Consider the following 14,278-nt stretch of genomic DNA (forward strand, 5'->3'; position numbering starts at 1 on the left):
AACCGACCCTCCTGACAAACCCGGACGCGGGGGCCCTTCGGCCCGCCTCGGCGGCGGAGCCAGCCCCCGTAGAATGCCCCGCCATGAGTTACCAGGTCCTCGCACGCAAATACCGCTCCCGCACGTTCGAGGAGCTGATGGGTCAGGAACACGTCGTGCAGGCCCTGGCCAACGCGCTGACGCAGCAGCGCCTGCATCACGCCTATCTGTTCACCGGCACCCGCGGCGTCGGCAAGACCTCGGTGTCGCGGATCCTGGCCAAGTCGCTGAACTGCATCGGCCCGGACGGCACCGGCGGCATCACCGCTCATCCCTGCAATGTCTGCGACGTCTGCCGCGACATCGACGCCGGCCGCTTCGTCGACTACGTCGAGCTCGACGCCGCCTCCAACCGCGGCGTCGAGGAAATCTCCCAGCTGCTGGATCAGGCCGTCTACAAGCCGGTCGTCGGGCGCTTCAAGGTCTACATGATCGACGAAGTGCACATGCTCTCGAACACCGCCTTCAACGCGATGCTGAAGACGCTGGAGGAGCCCCCCGAATATCTGAAGTTCGTTCTCGCGACCACCGATCCGCAGAAGGTTCCGGTGACGGTGCTGTCGCGCTGCCTGCAGTTCAACCTGCGGCCGATGGCGCCGCAGACGGTGCTGGAGCACCTGACCCGCGTCCTCGCCAACGAGCAGGTGCCCAACGAGCCCGGCGCGCTGCGCCTGCTGGCACGGGCGGCGCGCGGCTCGATGCGCGACGCGCTGTCGCTGACCGATCAGGCGATCGCCTTCGGCTCGGGCGAACTCAAGGAAGCCGGCGTGCGCCAGATGCTGGGCAGCGTCGATCGCGGCCATGTGCTGGGCATCCTGAACGCGCTGATCGCCGGCGATGGCGCCGCGCTGGTCGCCGCGTCGGACCGGCTGCGCGACATGGGCTTGTCGGCCGGCGGCACGCTGGAGGACCTGGCCGTCGCGCTGCAGCATCTGGCCGTCGCGCAGGCGGCGCCGGGCGCGCTCGACGCGGGCGATCCCGACCTGGCCGAGCTGCTGCCGCTCGCGAGCCAACTGCCCGCGGACGAGATCCAGCTGATGTACAGCATGGCGCTGCACGGCCGCCAGGAACTGCCGCTGGCGCCGGACGAGTACGCCGGCCTGACCATGGTCCTGCTGCGCATGATGGCGTTCCGGCCGAACGGGCAGGGCGCGCGTCAGCCGTCCGCGCCGGAAGGCAACGCGACGCGGACCGCGCCCGCCCCAGCGCCGGTGGCAAGCGCCGCGCCGGTCTCTCGTCCACCCGTGAGCGCGGCGCCGCCCGCTCTTGCGGAACCGGCGCCCGCGCCGGCGACGCCGGCTCCCGCGCCGGCGCCCGCCGTGCCGCGCGTGGCGGAAGCCGTTGCGCCGGAACCCGAACCAGAGCCCGAGCCCGAGCCTGCGCCAGTCCCCGAGCTCGCATCGCCGCCGGAGCTCGCGCCCGAACCGACGCCGCAGATGGCGCCTCAGACGGCGCCCGAACCGACGCCTCAGCCGGCGCCTGCGCCCGAGCCGGAATCTCAGCCCCAGGCGGTCGCAGCGGCGCCCGAACCCATCGCCACGGCGCCGGCGCCGGCACCCGACCCCGCTCCCGCGCCAATGGTTGCTCCCGCGTCGGAAGCGCCTCGCGCGCCGGCGCCGTCCGGCCCCTTGCGCGCCGCCCCTGCGGGCGCCCCGGCGACCCGCTTCAGCGACCGGTTGCGTCCGCGTGCGGCGCCGCCGGCGGCCGCGAAGGCCGATGCCGACGGCGAAGAGCCGGAAGACCTGTCCCCCCCGCACGATGACGACGGCCCGCCGCCCTGGCTGGACGTGCCGCCGCCGTCGGACGAGGAGGCCTCGCTCGGCATGTCGATGCCGGACATGGACGATCCGGTGCCCGACAACGCCGGTGACGGCATCTATGTCTCGACCGCTGCCGAAGAGGTCACCTTGGTGCCCACGCCGCTGGGCGAGCGCTGGTACGCGATCGCGCCGCAACTGGGGCTGAACGCGCTGACGCGCGAGCTGGCGCTGCAGGCCGAGTGCCTGGAGATCGACGAATCCGCCGAGCCCCAGCGCTGGCGCTTCCGTGTCGAGCGCGAATCGCTGCGCCAGGCCGGCCTGCTGGAGAAGCTGCAGGCCGCGCTGACGGCGCTGTCCGGCAGGCCGGTGCGGGTCGAGATCGAAGCCGGCCGCGCCACCGATTCGCCGGCGCTGCGTGACTCGATGGCGGCCCGGCTGCGCCAGCAGCGCGCCGAATCGATCATCCAGGAGGATCCCGAGGTCCGGCAGCTGCTCGCGCAGTTCAAGACGGCGCGGATCCTGCCGGGCTCGATCAAGCCCTGCTGACGAACCCCACCGCGGGCGCGGACGGGCGGGACCGCGCGCCCGCCCTCGGCGACAATCGCGCCCATCGCACCGACCTCCGGGTCGCACTTCCCCGCGGTTTTTGAATCTCTGAACAAGGAATCACGATCATGATGAAAGGTCAACTCGCCGGCCTGATGAAGCAGGCGCAAGCGATGCAGGACAACCTGAAGAAGGCGCAGGACGAACTCGGCAACATCGAGGTCGAAGGCCAGTCCGGCGCCGGCCTGGTGAAGGTCACGATGACCTGCAAGCATGACGTCAAGCGCGTCGCCATCGATCCCAGCCTGCTGGCGGACGACAAGGACATGCTGGAGGACCTCGTCGCCGCCGCGTTCAATGACGCCGTGCGCCGCGCCGAGCAGGTCAGCTCCGAGAAGATGTCCAAGCTGACCGCCGGCATGCCGCTGCCCCCGGGCATGAAGTTCCCGTTCTGATCGGACGACGGTGACCGCGCTCGACCAATTGATCGAGGCCTTGCGGCGCCTGCCCGGCGTGGGCCAGAAGTCGGCCCAGCGCATGGCCTACCACCTGCTGCAGCACGACCGCGCCGGCGCCGACGCGCTGGCCCGCGCGCTGCAGGACGCGGCGCGCAACGTGCGCCATTGCGAGCGCTGCCACACCTTCAGCGAGACCCCGCTGTGTCCGATCTGCGCCGACCGGCACCGCGACGCGCGGCTGCTGTGCGTCGTGGAGTCGCCGGCCGACCAGGCGGCGATGGAGCGCACGGCCTCGTACTTCGGCTTCTACTTCGTGCTGCAAGGGCGTATCAGCCCGCTGGACGGCGTGTCCACGCGGGAGATCGGCGTCGAGCAACTGCTCGAGCGCGCCACGGATGGGCAGGTCGAGGAGGTGATCCTCGCCACCAGCTTCACCGCCGAGGGCGAGGCGACCGCGCATGTGCTGGCCGAGGCGCTGCGCGCGCGCGGCCTGCGCAGCACGCGGCTGGCGCGCGGCGTGCCGGTGGGCAGTGAGCTCGAATACGTGGACCTGGGCACCATCGCGCACGCGCTGGTGGACCGGCGCTCGACCTGAGGGCAATGGGCCGCGCCGACGACATCGACGAAGCCGGCCGGCGCGCCGGCATGAATCTGCCCGCGGAGGACTTTCGATGACCATCGCCAACACCTGCCTGATCGTCGCCTGCCTGCTGCCGCTGTTGTGCGCCTGGCTGGCGAAGTCCAAGGGGATCGGCAAGCGGCGCCGCGATGGCGGCTTCGACAACCACGATCCGCGCGGCTGGCTTGGCCGGCAGACGGGCTGGCAGGCGCGCGCCAACGCGGCGCAGGCGAACAGCTTCGAGGCGCTGCCGCTGTTCATCGCCGGCGTGCTGGCCGCGCAGCAGATGCAGCACGACCAGGGCCGCATCGACGCGCTGGCGATGGCGTTCATCGCCGCCCGGCTGATCTATATCGCGCTGTACGTGGCCGACCAGCCCACCCTGCGCAGCGGGGTCTGGGCCATCGGCATGGCGCTGTCGATCGCGCTGTTCTTCGTCTGAAGCGTCAGCGCATCGCGGTCTTGGTGGCCACGGTGCGCACCGGCTTGCCGTCGTTCGCGGCCACCTTGGCCGAGCGCGTCTTCGCGTTCGACTTCTTGTTGGTCGCGCTCGAGGCGACCTTGGTGGTCTTGGCCGAGGAGCGCGCCGGCTTCGCCGCGGCCTTGGCCGTCTGGCCCGCCGGCTCCGCCGCCGCCAGCGTCTGGCCCTCGCGCACATAGGCCACGACCTGCTGGCCCGGCTTGAACGAGGCCTTGGTGCTCACGCGGTTCCACTGCGCCACCTGCGTCGTGCCCAGCCGATAGCGGCGCGCGATGCTCGCCACCGTGTCGCCCTTGCCGGCCTTGAGCGTCACGCGGCGCATCGGCGGCAGGTCCGGCGCGAAGCCGATGCTCGCGTTGTCGGCCAGGTGCTCCGAGACATCGCGGTCCCGCCCCGCCGTGCGCGGCACCAGCAGCGTCGAGCCCTTGGTCACCAGCATCCGCGCCGGGATCCGGTTGATCTCGCGCAGGCCGGTCTCGCTCATGCCGACCTGCTTGGCCGCTTCGGCCGGCTTCATCGTGCGCGGCACCACCCAGGCCGTCCACGACGCCAGCGGGCCCTGATGGCGCTCCAGGTTGGCGACGAAGGTGCTGGCGTTGTCGTACGGCAGCAGCAACTGGCCGCTGCTGGCGGCCAGGATCACCGGCTTGTTCATCGACGGATTGAACTGGCGGAAGGTCTCCTCGTCCAGCTCCGCCAGCTGCGCGGCGCGGGCCACGTCGATGTCGCGATCGATGTTCACCGACAGGAAGTACGGATGGTTCGCCACCGCCGGCAGTTCGATGCCGAAAGCCTCGGGACGCATCACGATGTTCTTCACCGCCTGCAGCTTGGGCAGGTAGTAGCGCGTCTCGTCGGGCATGCGCAGGCTGTCGTAGTCGATCGGCAGACCCGCCTTCTGGTTGCGCGCCACCGCCTTGCTGACGTTGCCCTGGCCCCAGTTGTAGGCGGCCAGCGCGAGCTGCCAGTCGCCGTCGAACATCTTGTTCAGGCGCTGCAGGTAGTCCAGCGCCGCCTTGGTCGAGGCCAGCACATCGCGGCGATCGTCGCGGAAGATGTTCTGCTTGAGGTCGAAGTCGCGGCCCGTGGCCGGCATGAACTGCCACATGCCCACCGCCTTGGCGCTGGACTGCGCGTCGTTGCGGAATGCGCTCTCGACGAAGGGCAGCAGCGCCAACTCCATCGGCATGCCGCGCTTCTGCACTTCCTCGACCACGTGATAGAGATAGAGACTGCCGCGGCCCGTCATGCGGGCGACGTAGTCGGGCCGGCTGCTGTACCAGTCCTCGGCCTTGCGCACCAGCTCGTTGTCCAGGTCGGGCATCGCCATGCCGGCGCGCATCCGCGCCCACAGGTCGACATGGGTCTTGGGCGCGTCCAGATCGACCTTCTCGCCGGGATTGAGGTTGTCCTCGAGCAGCACGTCCAGCTTCTCCTCCGGCGCGGTGGCAACGCGTGCCACCGGCGCGGCCGGCGAGGGCACGGCCGAGGCGGCGGCTTCCACCGCCTGCACGGTCTGCTGCGCGACCGCCTGCGCCGCGTCGTTGTCGCCGCTGGCGGCCGGCCGGTGGGCGCAGGCGGCCAGCACCAGCGGCAGCAGCGCGGCGAGCAGCGTCAGGGCGGGACGTGGGGAGGCGTGTTTGGCGGGGGAGGATTGGCCGGCGGCGGCGGCGTCCGCGGCCGCGCGGGGGGCGCGGAGGGCGCGGAGGAAGGGGGTGGTCGAAGTCAGGTGTCGATGCATCGGAGGCTCAGCGAAATTCGTTCTTCCATTGGCGCAGCCCGGCCAGGACCGAGACCGGCTGCGCGGTGACGCTCGGGTCGTGGCGCTGCGCGGACGCGCGGACCTCAGCGTGCCCGCAGCGCAGGAAGGGGTTGATCTGGAGCTCCACGGCGATCGTGGAGGGCAGGGTGGGCAGCGACTGCTCGCGCCGGGCCAGACACCAGGCCTCGTGGCGCGCGACCGCCTCGTTCTGGGGCTCGACTGTGCGAGCAAATCGCAGATTCGACAAGGTGTACTCGTGCGCACAGCACACGCGGGTATCCCCGGGGAGCGCCGCGAGCTTGGCCAGCGACGCATGCATCTGCGCCGGCGTGCCCTCGAACAGCCGCCCGCAGCCGGCCGAGAACAGTGTGTCGCCGCAGAACAGGATCGGCGCGCCGCCGTCGCTGGGACGCTTCAACACGAAAGCGATGTGACCGGCCGTGTGTCCGGGCACGTCCAGCACCTCGAAGACCTGGCCGAGCAGCTCGGCGCGGTCGCCTTCGCGCAGCGGCACCACGGGCACCGGCATCGCTTCATTGGCCGGACCCCAGACCTTCGCGCCCTCGGCCAGCAGGGGCATCAATTCCCTCAGACCGCCGACATGATCGCCATGGTGGTGGGTCACTAGAATGCCTCGCAGGTCCAGGCCGAGCGCGCGAAGGGCATCCTTCACCGGCGCCGCGTCGCCCGGATCCACGACGAGCGCCGATTGGCCGTCATGCAGCAGCCAGAGGTAGTTGTCTGTGAAGGCGGGGACGGCGACGAGGTTCATGCAGGCAAGGGGATCGGGTCCCAGCGATGAAGACTCCGGGTCAGGATGACGAGCGCGACAAGCGCGGCCCACGGGCCGTCGGCATGGACGAGCGAAAGGCGCCGATTGTAGAGGCGCCCTTGCAGCCGGACATCGCCGCGGCGGAGCTCGCGCACTGGCTGCGCACGCCCGCCGGGCGCTACCTGCTGGCCTGGGAACAGCGCTTCATCGATGCCGCGGTCATCGACTGGTTCGGCTATCACGCGCTCCAGCTGGGCTTCCCGCAGCTGCATGGACTGCGGACCAACCGCATGACGAATCGCTGGCTGGCGCTGGACCACCGGCCCCTCGAGGAGCCGGCGGCCGGCCCGCCGGTGCCCGACCTCGCCGCCCACCCGCTCGAATACCAGCCCGAGCCGCGCGCCGAACTCGCGCCCGGCTTGAACGGCGCGGTCCGCACGGCGGTCTATTGCGAGTTCGACGCGCTGCCCTTCGAGTCCAACAGCCTGGATCTGGTGCTGCTGCCGCACACGCTGGAGCAGTCGGCGGATCCGCATCGCTGCCTGCGCGAGGTCGAACGCGTGCTGCGGCCGGAAGGCCGGGTCGTGATCCTCGGCTTGAATCCGGCCAGCCTGTGGGCGGTGAGGCAGAATCTCGCCCGCGTCAACGGCCGCCTGCTGGGCCGTCCGCCGCGGCTGTACCTGCCGGCCGAACGCGAATACATCGGCTACTGGCGGCTGCGCGACTGGCTGCGGCTGCTGTCTTTCGAGGTCGAGCGGGCGCAGTTCGGCTGCTACCGGCCGCCGCTGCTGAGCGATCCCTGGCTGGCGCGCTGGCAGTGGATCGAGAAGCCCGGCGGCAAGTGGTGGACGGTGCTGGGCGCGCTGTACGGCGTGATCGCGGTCAAGCGCGTGCACGGCATGCGGCTGATCGGCCTGGCGCGCGGTGTCAAGCGTGTCGCCAAGCCGGCGCCGGCCGTCGCGGCCGTGCACCACCATCACCATCAGCTCGACGACGCTGAGGTCGATTGACCGCGGCCCTTCCTGGATTCCCCTGTTCCGCTCATGACCGATACCTCCGCCGATACCTCCGCTGCCGCCGCTCCCGCCGCGCCCAAGATCGCCAAGCCCGCCGTCGTCATCTACACCGACGGCGCCTGCAAGGGCAACCCGGGACCGGGCGGCTGGGGCGCCTGGCTCAAGAGCGGCGACCATGAGAAGGAGCTGTTCGGCGGCGAGCGCAACACCACCAACAACCGCATGGAGCTGACGGCGGTGATCGAGGCGCTGAGCTCGCTCAAGCGCAGCTGCAACATCGTGATCTACACGGACAGCGAGTACGTGCGCAAGGGGATGACCGAGTGGATCTCGGGCTGGCAGCGCCGCGGCTGGAAGACCGCGGACGGCAAGCCGGTGAAGAACGCCGAGCTGTGGCAGCGCCTGGACGCGCTGCGCAAGCTGCACACGGTGGAATGGCGCTGGGTCAAGGGCCATGCCGGCGACCCCGGCAACGAGCGTGCCGACGCGCTCGCCAACAAGGGCGTGCTGGTCGCGAAGTAGGCCGCCGGCGTGGCGCTTCAGGCGCGCTGGGGTTCCAGCGTCTTGGCGAACAGGCTGTTCCCTTCCAGATCCTTCAGCGTGACCGTCATCGCGCGGGTGCGGGCGTCGATGTCGACCTGGCCGAAGAACTGCGTGCCCACCGCCGGCGCGGCGTTGGCGACGCCGGGCGCCTTCTGGTAGACGACCTGCATGCCGAAGGTGGCATCGGCCTGGTTGGGGCCGAAGCCGCCGGCGTGCAGCGGGCCGGAGACGAATTCCCAGAACGGCAGGAAGTCGGCGTGCCTGGCCTTGGCGGGGTCGAAGAAGTGGGCGGCGGTGTAGTGCACGTCGGCGGTGAGCCAGACGATGTTGTGCAGCCGGTGCTTCTTGATCTCGCTGAGCAGGCGGGCGATCTCGATCTCGCGGCCGCGCGGCGGACCGTCGTCGCCGTTGGCGATGGCCTCCCACTTGTCGCGGCCCTCGGCGTCCTTGCCGTCGTTGACCTGCAGGCCGATCGGCATGTCGGCCGCGATGACCTTCCATACCGCCTTCGAGCGCTTCAGGCCCTCGAGCAGCCACGCGATCTGCGGGCGGCCCATGAAGGCGCTCTCGGCGTTCTCCTCGGTCTGCAGGTTGGCGCTGTTGGGGCCGCGGTAGCTGCGCATGTCGACGACGAACAGGTCCAGCAGCGGGCCCTGCGGCAGGTGGCGGTAGATGCGCTCGCTCTCGGCGTCGCCGAAGCGGCGCATCGGCGCGTATTCCTGGAAGGCCTTGGTGGCGCGCGCGACCAGCAGCGGGATGTTTTTCTCCGTGTAGCGCGCGTCCCCGCTGACGTCCTTGGAATCCGAGTAGTTGTTGCTGACCTCGTGGTCGTCCCATTGCCAGATCTGCGGCACGTCCGCGGCCATGCGGCGGATGTTGGCGTCCATCAGGTTGTAGCGGTAGCGGCCGCGGTACTCATCGAGCGTCTCGGCGACCTTGCTGGTCTGCTCGGTGACGACGTTGCGCCAGATCGAGCCGTCGGGGAGCTTGATCTCGGCGGGGATGGGGCTGTCGGCGTAGATGGTGTCGCCGGAGTGCAGGAAGAAGTCGGGGTTGATGCGGCGGATCTGCTCGTAGATCTTCATGCCGCCCCATTGCTCGTTGATGCCCCAGCCCTGACCGCAGGTGTCGCCGCTCCACGCGAAGCGCACGTCGCGCAGTGTCCTGCTGCCGAGCGCCGGCGGCAGGCGCAGATGGCCGGCCATGGGCTCGGACATCACGCGTTCGTTGTGCAGATCCTGCAGCAGCACGCGATAGAAGACTTCCTGTCCCGAGGGCAGGCCGCGCAGGTCGACGCGGCCGGTGAAGTCGGAGTCCTCGAGCAGATGCGGCCCGCGCACGCGCTGGGCATCGGCGAAGCTCGCGGTGGTGGACCACTCGAGCCAGAGGCGGGCGGGTCGATCGCTGCGGGTCCAGATGACGGCGGCATCGGCGACCGGGTCGCCGGACTGGATGCCGTGGGGCATCTGCGGGCGCATCGCGTCGCGGGTGATGAGGGCGGGCGCCTGCGCGTGCGCGCCATGCGGCGTCAGCAGCGAGGCGCCTGAGAGCAAGGCGCTGGCGTGGAGGAAGCGGCGGCGGTCCATGCGGGTCTCCCGGCGAGTCGACGAAAGTCCGCGATGCTGCCGGGAAGGCGTGACGGGGTGGTGACCGCCTTTCTCCAAGCTGACAGTCGGCGTGTTTGCAACGCGTCGCATCCCCCAACACCTCCCGCTGGAGAGGGGGCTGAAATCCAATGTTGATCGCGGTCAACCTTGCTGAACGGACATCAGATTAGCGTCACAGAAGCTAATCAAACCGTATAGCATTCATGAATCGCATCAATTGGACCGAGAAGGCGATGCGGCAGATGTTGAGGTTGCCTCGCGAGGCGGTGAAGGCGATTGCCGGGGCCGTCCTCCTCGAGCTCGCGGACCTCAAGAACGCCCGCAACGTGAAGCGACTGTTCAATCATCCCTACGCCTATCGGCTGCGAGTGGGGGACTACCGGGTGTTCTTCGATCTCGCCGTCGAGGTGCGGATCGTCTCCATCGAGGAAGTGAGGAAGCGTGATGAACAAACGTATTGACTTTCAGACCATCCTGGGCGTCGACGGCACGCCGGCATTCGTGGTCTTGGCCTACGACGAGTTCGTGCGGCACTTCGAGGCTGTGGGCGACCTGATCCCGGACGCGGTCGCGCAACTCGTGTTCAACGAGAACATGACCAGCGCAAAAGCGTGGCGCACGCATCTCGGCCTCACGCAGCAGGTCGTGGCTGACCGGCTCGGAATCACGCAGGGGGCCTATGCGCAACTGGAGGCGAGCGGAAGGCCGCGGCGCTCGTCGCGCGAACGGATCGCGAAGGCTCTGGGCATCCGCCCCGGGCAACTGAACTTCTGACGGGGACGGCCCGCGCGGCTGCGGTCAGCTCACTGCCCCGCCGGCGGCTCCCACAGCTCGACCTTGTGGCCTTCGGGATCGATGACCCAGCCGAACTTGCCGTACTCCGAGTCGTCCGTCTTGTCGAGCACCTTGCAGCCTTCCTCGCGCAGTGCCTTCAGCAGCGACGCGAGATCGGCCACGCGGTAATTGATCATGAAGGGCGGATTCGCCGGGCCGAAGCCGTCCGGGTCCGCCGAGCCGATCGACCAGACCGTCGTGCCGCCGCTGGGCTGTCCGTCATCGCCGGTCCACGTGAAGGCGGCGCCGCCCCACGGCAGCACGTCGATGCCCAGGTGCTTCTGGTACCAGGCCCGCAGCGCAGCGGGATCCTTGGCGTTGAAGAAGATGCCGCCGATGCCAGTGACGCGCTTCATGAAGGTTCCTTCACTCGGTTGATCGATCTCAAGGACATCGGCGAGGCCTCTCACCGACGATGCACGGCTCCGCGCTTGAGCGCCAGCAGGCACAGCAGCGCGATCAGGGTGTACAGCGCGCCGCTCCAGATTTCATAAGGCAGGCCGAGCAGCGCATAGGCGGAGGCCTCGCTGCAATTGGCCGTGACCATGAAGACGCTCGGGAACCGCTCCTCCAGCTGCAGCGCCGTCAGCGCGCGGTCGGCGAAGGTCATGTCGCAGCTGGCCAGCTTGGACGCGACCTCATGCTGGTAGCCCGCCGCGGTCAGCCCCGCCACGCCCAGCGCCGCCGTCAGCAGCAGCGCCAGCACGCGGACAGCGCCCACGCGCTGCAGCAGCCAGCCCAGCGCGCTCACCGCCGCGATCAGCAGGAAGATGCCGCGCTGCATCACGCACCAGGGGCAAGGCTTGACCCCGAACTGGTACTGCGCCACCATCGCCGCCGCCACGGCGGCCAGCGACACCAGTGCGCTGAACGCCAGCACGCGCGAAGCGGTCAGGGCGCGCATCAGCCGGCGATCTCGGCGATCAGCTCGATCTCGACGCAGGCGCCGAGCGGGATCTGCGCGACACCGAAGGCGCTGCGCGCATGCGCGCCCTTCTCGGGGCCGAAGACCTGGCCGATCAGCTCGGAGGCGCCATTGGTCACCAGGTGCTGCTCGGTGAAGTCGCCGGTGCTGTTGACCAGGCTCATCAGCTTCACGATGCGTGTGACCTTGTCCAGGTCGCCCACCGCCGCGTGCAGCGTGCCCAGCAGGTCGATCGCGATGGCGCGCGCGGCCTGCTGGCCGGTGGCCGTGTCGGTGTCCTTGCCCAGTTGGCCCACCCAGGGCTTGCCGTCCTTCTTCGCGATATGACCGGACAGGAACACCAGGTTGCCGGTGCGCACGAACGGGACATAGGCCGCGGCGGGCACCGCCACGGGCGGCAGTTCGATGCCCAGTTGCTTCAGGCGGTCGTAGACGGAAGTGCTCATGAGGGTCTGCGCGGAAGTGGAAAAAATCGCCGCGAATCCTACACCCCGGCCTGGCGCTGGACGATGGTTCCGCTGGCGGCCCTGTCCGGCGTGGGGCTGGTGCAGGCCATGCCGGCGTTGCCCGGTTCCCGGGCATGGGGCGCCTGGCTGGCGCTGCTGGTCATCGGGCTCGTGCTCGCCGCCTGGACTGGCGTGCGCCGCAGGGGAGGGTGGTTCGCCTGGGCCTTGCTGGCCGCGCTGGCGGGCTTCGTGCTCACCGCCGTTCGCGCGGACTTGCGCATGGCCGAGGTGCTTCCCGCCGAACTCGAGGGCCAGGTCATGCGCCTGACCGGACGCGTCGCCAGCCTGCCGCAGCGGACCCTGGGTCTCGGCGGCATCGAAGGGTGGCGCTTCGTGCTGGAAGTCGATGTGGCGGCGAGCCAGGCGCGCGCGCCGCCACGCGTGCTGCTGTCGTGCTTCCAGATGCCCGCCGTGCCGCGCGCGGGCGAGCGCTGGCAACTGGAGGCGAAATTGCGCCGTCCTCACGGTCTCATGAATCCGCATGGCTTCGATCAGGCGCTGTGGATGCTCGAGCAGGACCTGCCGGCCGCCGGAGGCTGCCGCGCGAAGGCGCAGCAGCGCCTGGGCGAGGGCGCGTGGAGCGTCGATGCGCTGCGCCAATCGCTGCGGGATGCGATCGACCGGCGGCTCGGCGAGACCCGCGACCGGCGCGGCGCCGGCGTGCTGGCCGCGCTGAGCCTGGGTGACCAGGGGGCGGTGAGCGCGGCGGACTGGTCCCTGTACCGCGACACCGGCGTGTCGCACCTGCTGAGCGTCAGCGGACTGCACGTGACGATGTTCGCGTGGCTCGCCGGTGCGGCCGCCGCGTGGGCCTGGCGCCGCTGTCCGCGCCTGTGCCTGCGCTGGCCCGCGCCGCGCGCGGCGATGTGGATCGGCGCGGCGGCCGCCGTGCTCTACGCCGTGTTCTCCGGCTGGGGCGTGCCCGCGCAGCGCACGGCGGGCCTGCTGACGCTCCTCGCGCTGCTGCGTCAGGCCGGCGCGCGCTGGCCGTGGCCGATGAGCCTGTGCGCGGCGGCGGCGGCCGTCTGCGCGGCGGACCCCTGGGCGCTGACGCAGGCGGGCTTCTGGCTCTCCTTCTGCGCGGTCGCGCTGCTGATGGCGGCCGATCTGCAAACCGGATCGGGCTGGCGCGGCGCCTTGCGCACGGCCTGGCGCACGCAGTGGCTGGTGACGCTGGGGCTCGCGCCGCTGACGCTGCTGCTGTTCCAGCAGCTCTCGATCGTGGGCCTGCTTGCAAACGCCGTCGCCATCCCGCTCGTGTCCTACGTGATCACGCCGCTGGCGATGCTCGGTGCGGGCTTCGCGCCGCTGTGGACGCTGGGCGCGTGGCTGGTCGCGGGGCTGAACGCGCTGCTCGAGGCGATGCGAGCGCTGCCGCTCGCCGTCTGGCATCTGCCTTGGGCGCCGGGATGGGCGCAGGCGCTGGGCCTGGCGGGCGGGGTGGCGCTGGCGATGCCGTGGCCCTGGCGCTTGAGGATCGGCGGGCTTGCGCTCTGCCTGCCGATGCTGTGGCCGGCCGTCGAGCGGCCGGTGCCGGGCCATGTCGAGCTGTGGCTGCCGGACGTGGGGCAGGGCGGCGCGACCCTCGTGCGGACGCACCGGCACGCGATGGTCTTCGACGCCGGGCCGCGCTGGGGGCCGGGCTCCGACGCGGCGCAGCGCGTGCTGCTGCCGTTATTGCGCGGGCTGGGCGAGCGGCGGCTGGACCTGCTGATGGTCAGCCACGAGGACCAGGATCACGCCGGCGGCGCGGCGAGCCTGCTGCGGGCGATGCCGGTGGCGCGGCGGCTCGGCGCCGTGCCGGGCGGTGAGGCCTGCCGGCGCGGGCAGCGCTGGGAGTGGGACGGCGTGCGCTTCGAGGTGCTCTGGCCGATCGACGCCGCGGCAGCGGAGGCCGTGACTACAGCGGCCTCATCAAAGTTGAGGAAGCCCAACGCGCGATCGTGCGTGCTGCGCGTCGAGGCGGCCGGGCGCCGCGTGCTGCTCACCGGCGACATCGAATCGCCCCAGGAGGCGCACCTGGTGCGCGATGCCGCCGAGCATGACGAGCTTGCAGCCGAGGTGCTCGCCGTCCCCCATCACGGCAGCCGGACTTCGTCGTCGCTGGCGTTCGTGAACGCGGTGGCGCCGCGCGTGGCCGTCGTGCAATCGGGCCACCTCAACCGCTTCGGCCATCCGAAACCCGACATCGTGGCGCGATACCTCCAGGCCGGCGCGGCCCTGCTGAACACCGCCGAGTGCGGCGCCTGGCGATGGCGCAGTGATCGCGATGAGCCGGCGCCCTCCGGGTGCGAACGCTTGCGCCGCCGCCGCTATTGGCTGTCGCCGGCCGGGATGTCGTCCCCGGAGATCGCTGGCGACGATGTGGCCGAGGCCACGGCCGTCCCCCCGCAATGAGCGTGCGAGCCTC

General features: G+C 70.6%; 15 protein-coding genes. 9 read left to right on the forward strand and 6 right to left on the reverse strand.

Going from position 1 to position 14,278, the window contains the following annotated elements; translation table 11 throughout:
• Positions 1-83: 83 nt before the first annotated feature.
• The 4 genes from dnaX to ABDW61_RS07690 all read left to right on the forward strand — a co-directional run bounded on the left by dnaX (position 84) and on the right by ABDW61_RS07690 (position 3,864).
• Entirely contained in the window at positions 84-2,345 is a 2,262-nt protein-coding gene (dnaX, locus tag ABDW61_RS07675; protein ID WP_343637823.1) for a DNA polymerase III subunit gamma/tau, read from the forward strand.
• Positions 2,346-2,470: 125 nt separating this feature from the next.
• Positions 2,471-2,800: a YbaB/EbfC family nucleoid-associated protein gene (locus ABDW61_RS07680; RefSeq protein WP_091723332.1), complete on the forward strand. Its 330-nt coding sequence runs from the start codon at positions 2,471-2,473 to the stop codon at positions 2,798-2,800.
• 10 nt (positions 2,801-2,810) lie between these two features.
• Complete coding sequence (gene recR / locus ABDW61_RS07685; RefSeq protein WP_343637825.1) at positions 2,811-3,398, forward strand: recombination mediator RecR; 588 nt, start codon at positions 2,811-2,813, stop codon at positions 3,396-3,398.
• Between the two features lie 76 nt (positions 3,399-3,474).
• The gene (locus ABDW61_RS07690) at positions 3,475-3,864 is read left to right on the forward strand and encodes an MAPEG family protein (RefSeq protein ID WP_343637827.1); all 390 of its coding nucleotides are present in this window, start codon (positions 3,475-3,477) and stop codon (positions 3,862-3,864) included.
• Between the two features lie 4 nt (positions 3,865-3,868).
• Here the strand turns inward: ABDW61_RS07690 and ABDW61_RS07695 are convergent, their stop codons facing one another.
• Both ABDW61_RS07695 and gloB read right to left on the reverse strand, forming a co-directional pair.
• Positions 3,869-5,644 (reverse strand): transglycosylase SLT domain-containing protein, encoded by a 1,776-nt coding sequence (locus ABDW61_RS07695; protein ID WP_343637829.1) that lies wholly within the window; start codon positions 5,642-5,644, stop codon positions 3,869-3,871.
• A 7-nt stretch (positions 5,645-5,651) separates the two neighbouring features.
• Positions 5,652-6,437 carry a hydroxyacylglutathione hydrolase gene (gene gloB, locus ABDW61_RS07700; protein ID WP_343637831.1) on the reverse strand — a complete coding sequence of 262 codons (786 nt, stop codon included), beginning with the start codon at positions 6,435-6,437 and terminating at the stop codon, positions 5,652-5,654.
• Between the two features lie 26 nt (positions 6,438-6,463).
• Between gloB and ABDW61_RS07705 the strand changes: the two genes are divergently transcribed.
• A complete protein-coding gene (locus tag ABDW61_RS07705) occupies positions 6,464-7,447 on the forward strand; it encodes a class I SAM-dependent methyltransferase (RefSeq protein ID WP_343637833.1) in 984 nt (327 codons plus the stop codon).
• Between the two features lie 33 nt (positions 7,448-7,480).
• Positions 7,481-7,975 carry a ribonuclease HI gene (rnhA, locus tag ABDW61_RS07710; protein WP_343637835.1) on the forward strand — a complete coding sequence of 165 codons (495 nt, stop codon included), beginning with the start codon at positions 7,481-7,483 and terminating at the stop codon, positions 7,973-7,975.
• A gap of 17 nt (positions 7,976-7,992) precedes the next feature.
• On the opposite strand, the gene ABDW61_RS07715 is transcribed toward rnhA, so the two are convergent.
• Complete coding sequence (locus tag ABDW61_RS07715; RefSeq protein ID WP_343637837.1) at positions 7,993-9,582, reverse strand: alkaline phosphatase D family protein; 1,590 nt, start codon at positions 9,580-9,582, stop codon at positions 7,993-7,995.
• A gap of 224 nt (positions 9,583-9,806) precedes the next feature.
• Here ABDW61_RS07715 and ABDW61_RS07720 point away from each other — a divergent pair, with 224 nt between their 5' ends.
• On the forward strand, positions 9,807-10,064 hold the full coding sequence (locus ABDW61_RS07720) for a type II toxin-antitoxin system RelE/ParE family toxin (RefSeq protein WP_343637838.1): 258 nt from the start codon (positions 9,807-9,809) through the stop codon (positions 10,062-10,064).
• Positions 10,048-10,377, forward strand: a complete 330-nt coding sequence (locus ABDW61_RS07725; RefSeq protein ID WP_343637841.1) for a helix-turn-helix transcriptional regulator — start codon at positions 10,048-10,050, stop codon at positions 10,375-10,377. The genes ABDW61_RS07720 and ABDW61_RS07725 overlap by 17 nt, the downstream gene beginning before the upstream one ends.
• 29 nt (positions 10,378-10,406) lie before the next feature.
• On the opposite strand, the gene ABDW61_RS07730 is transcribed toward ABDW61_RS07725, so the two are convergent.
• From ABDW61_RS07730 to ABDW61_RS07740, 3 genes are read right to left on the reverse strand one after another with little or no spacing between them, the layout of a single operon-like run.
• Positions 10,407-10,793: a VOC family protein gene (locus ABDW61_RS07730; protein ID WP_343637843.1), complete on the reverse strand. Its 387-nt coding sequence runs from the start codon at positions 10,791-10,793 to the stop codon at positions 10,407-10,409.
• Positions 10,794-10,843: 50 nt separating this feature from the next.
• Entirely contained in the window at positions 10,844-11,341 is a 498-nt protein-coding gene (locus ABDW61_RS07735; protein ID WP_343637845.1) for a disulfide bond formation protein B, read from the reverse strand.
• A complete protein-coding gene (locus ABDW61_RS07740; RefSeq protein WP_343637847.1) occupies positions 11,341-11,808 on the reverse strand; it encodes a RidA family protein in 468 nt (155 codons plus the stop codon). Before ABDW61_RS07740 ends, ABDW61_RS07735 begins: the two co-directional genes overlap by 1 nt.
• A gap of 63 nt (positions 11,809-11,871) precedes the next feature.
• Between ABDW61_RS07740 and ABDW61_RS07745 the strand changes: the two genes are divergently transcribed.
• Complete coding sequence (locus ABDW61_RS07745) at positions 11,872-14,265, forward strand: DNA internalization-related competence protein ComEC/Rec2 (protein WP_343637848.1); 2,394 nt, start codon at positions 11,872-11,874, stop codon at positions 14,263-14,265.
• Positions 14,266-14,278 lie beyond the last annotated feature (13 nt).

It is taken from the genome of Roseateles sp., assembly GCF_039595595.1.
GTDB lineage: Bacteria > Pseudomonadota > Gammaproteobacteria > Burkholderiales > Burkholderiaceae_C > Roseateles.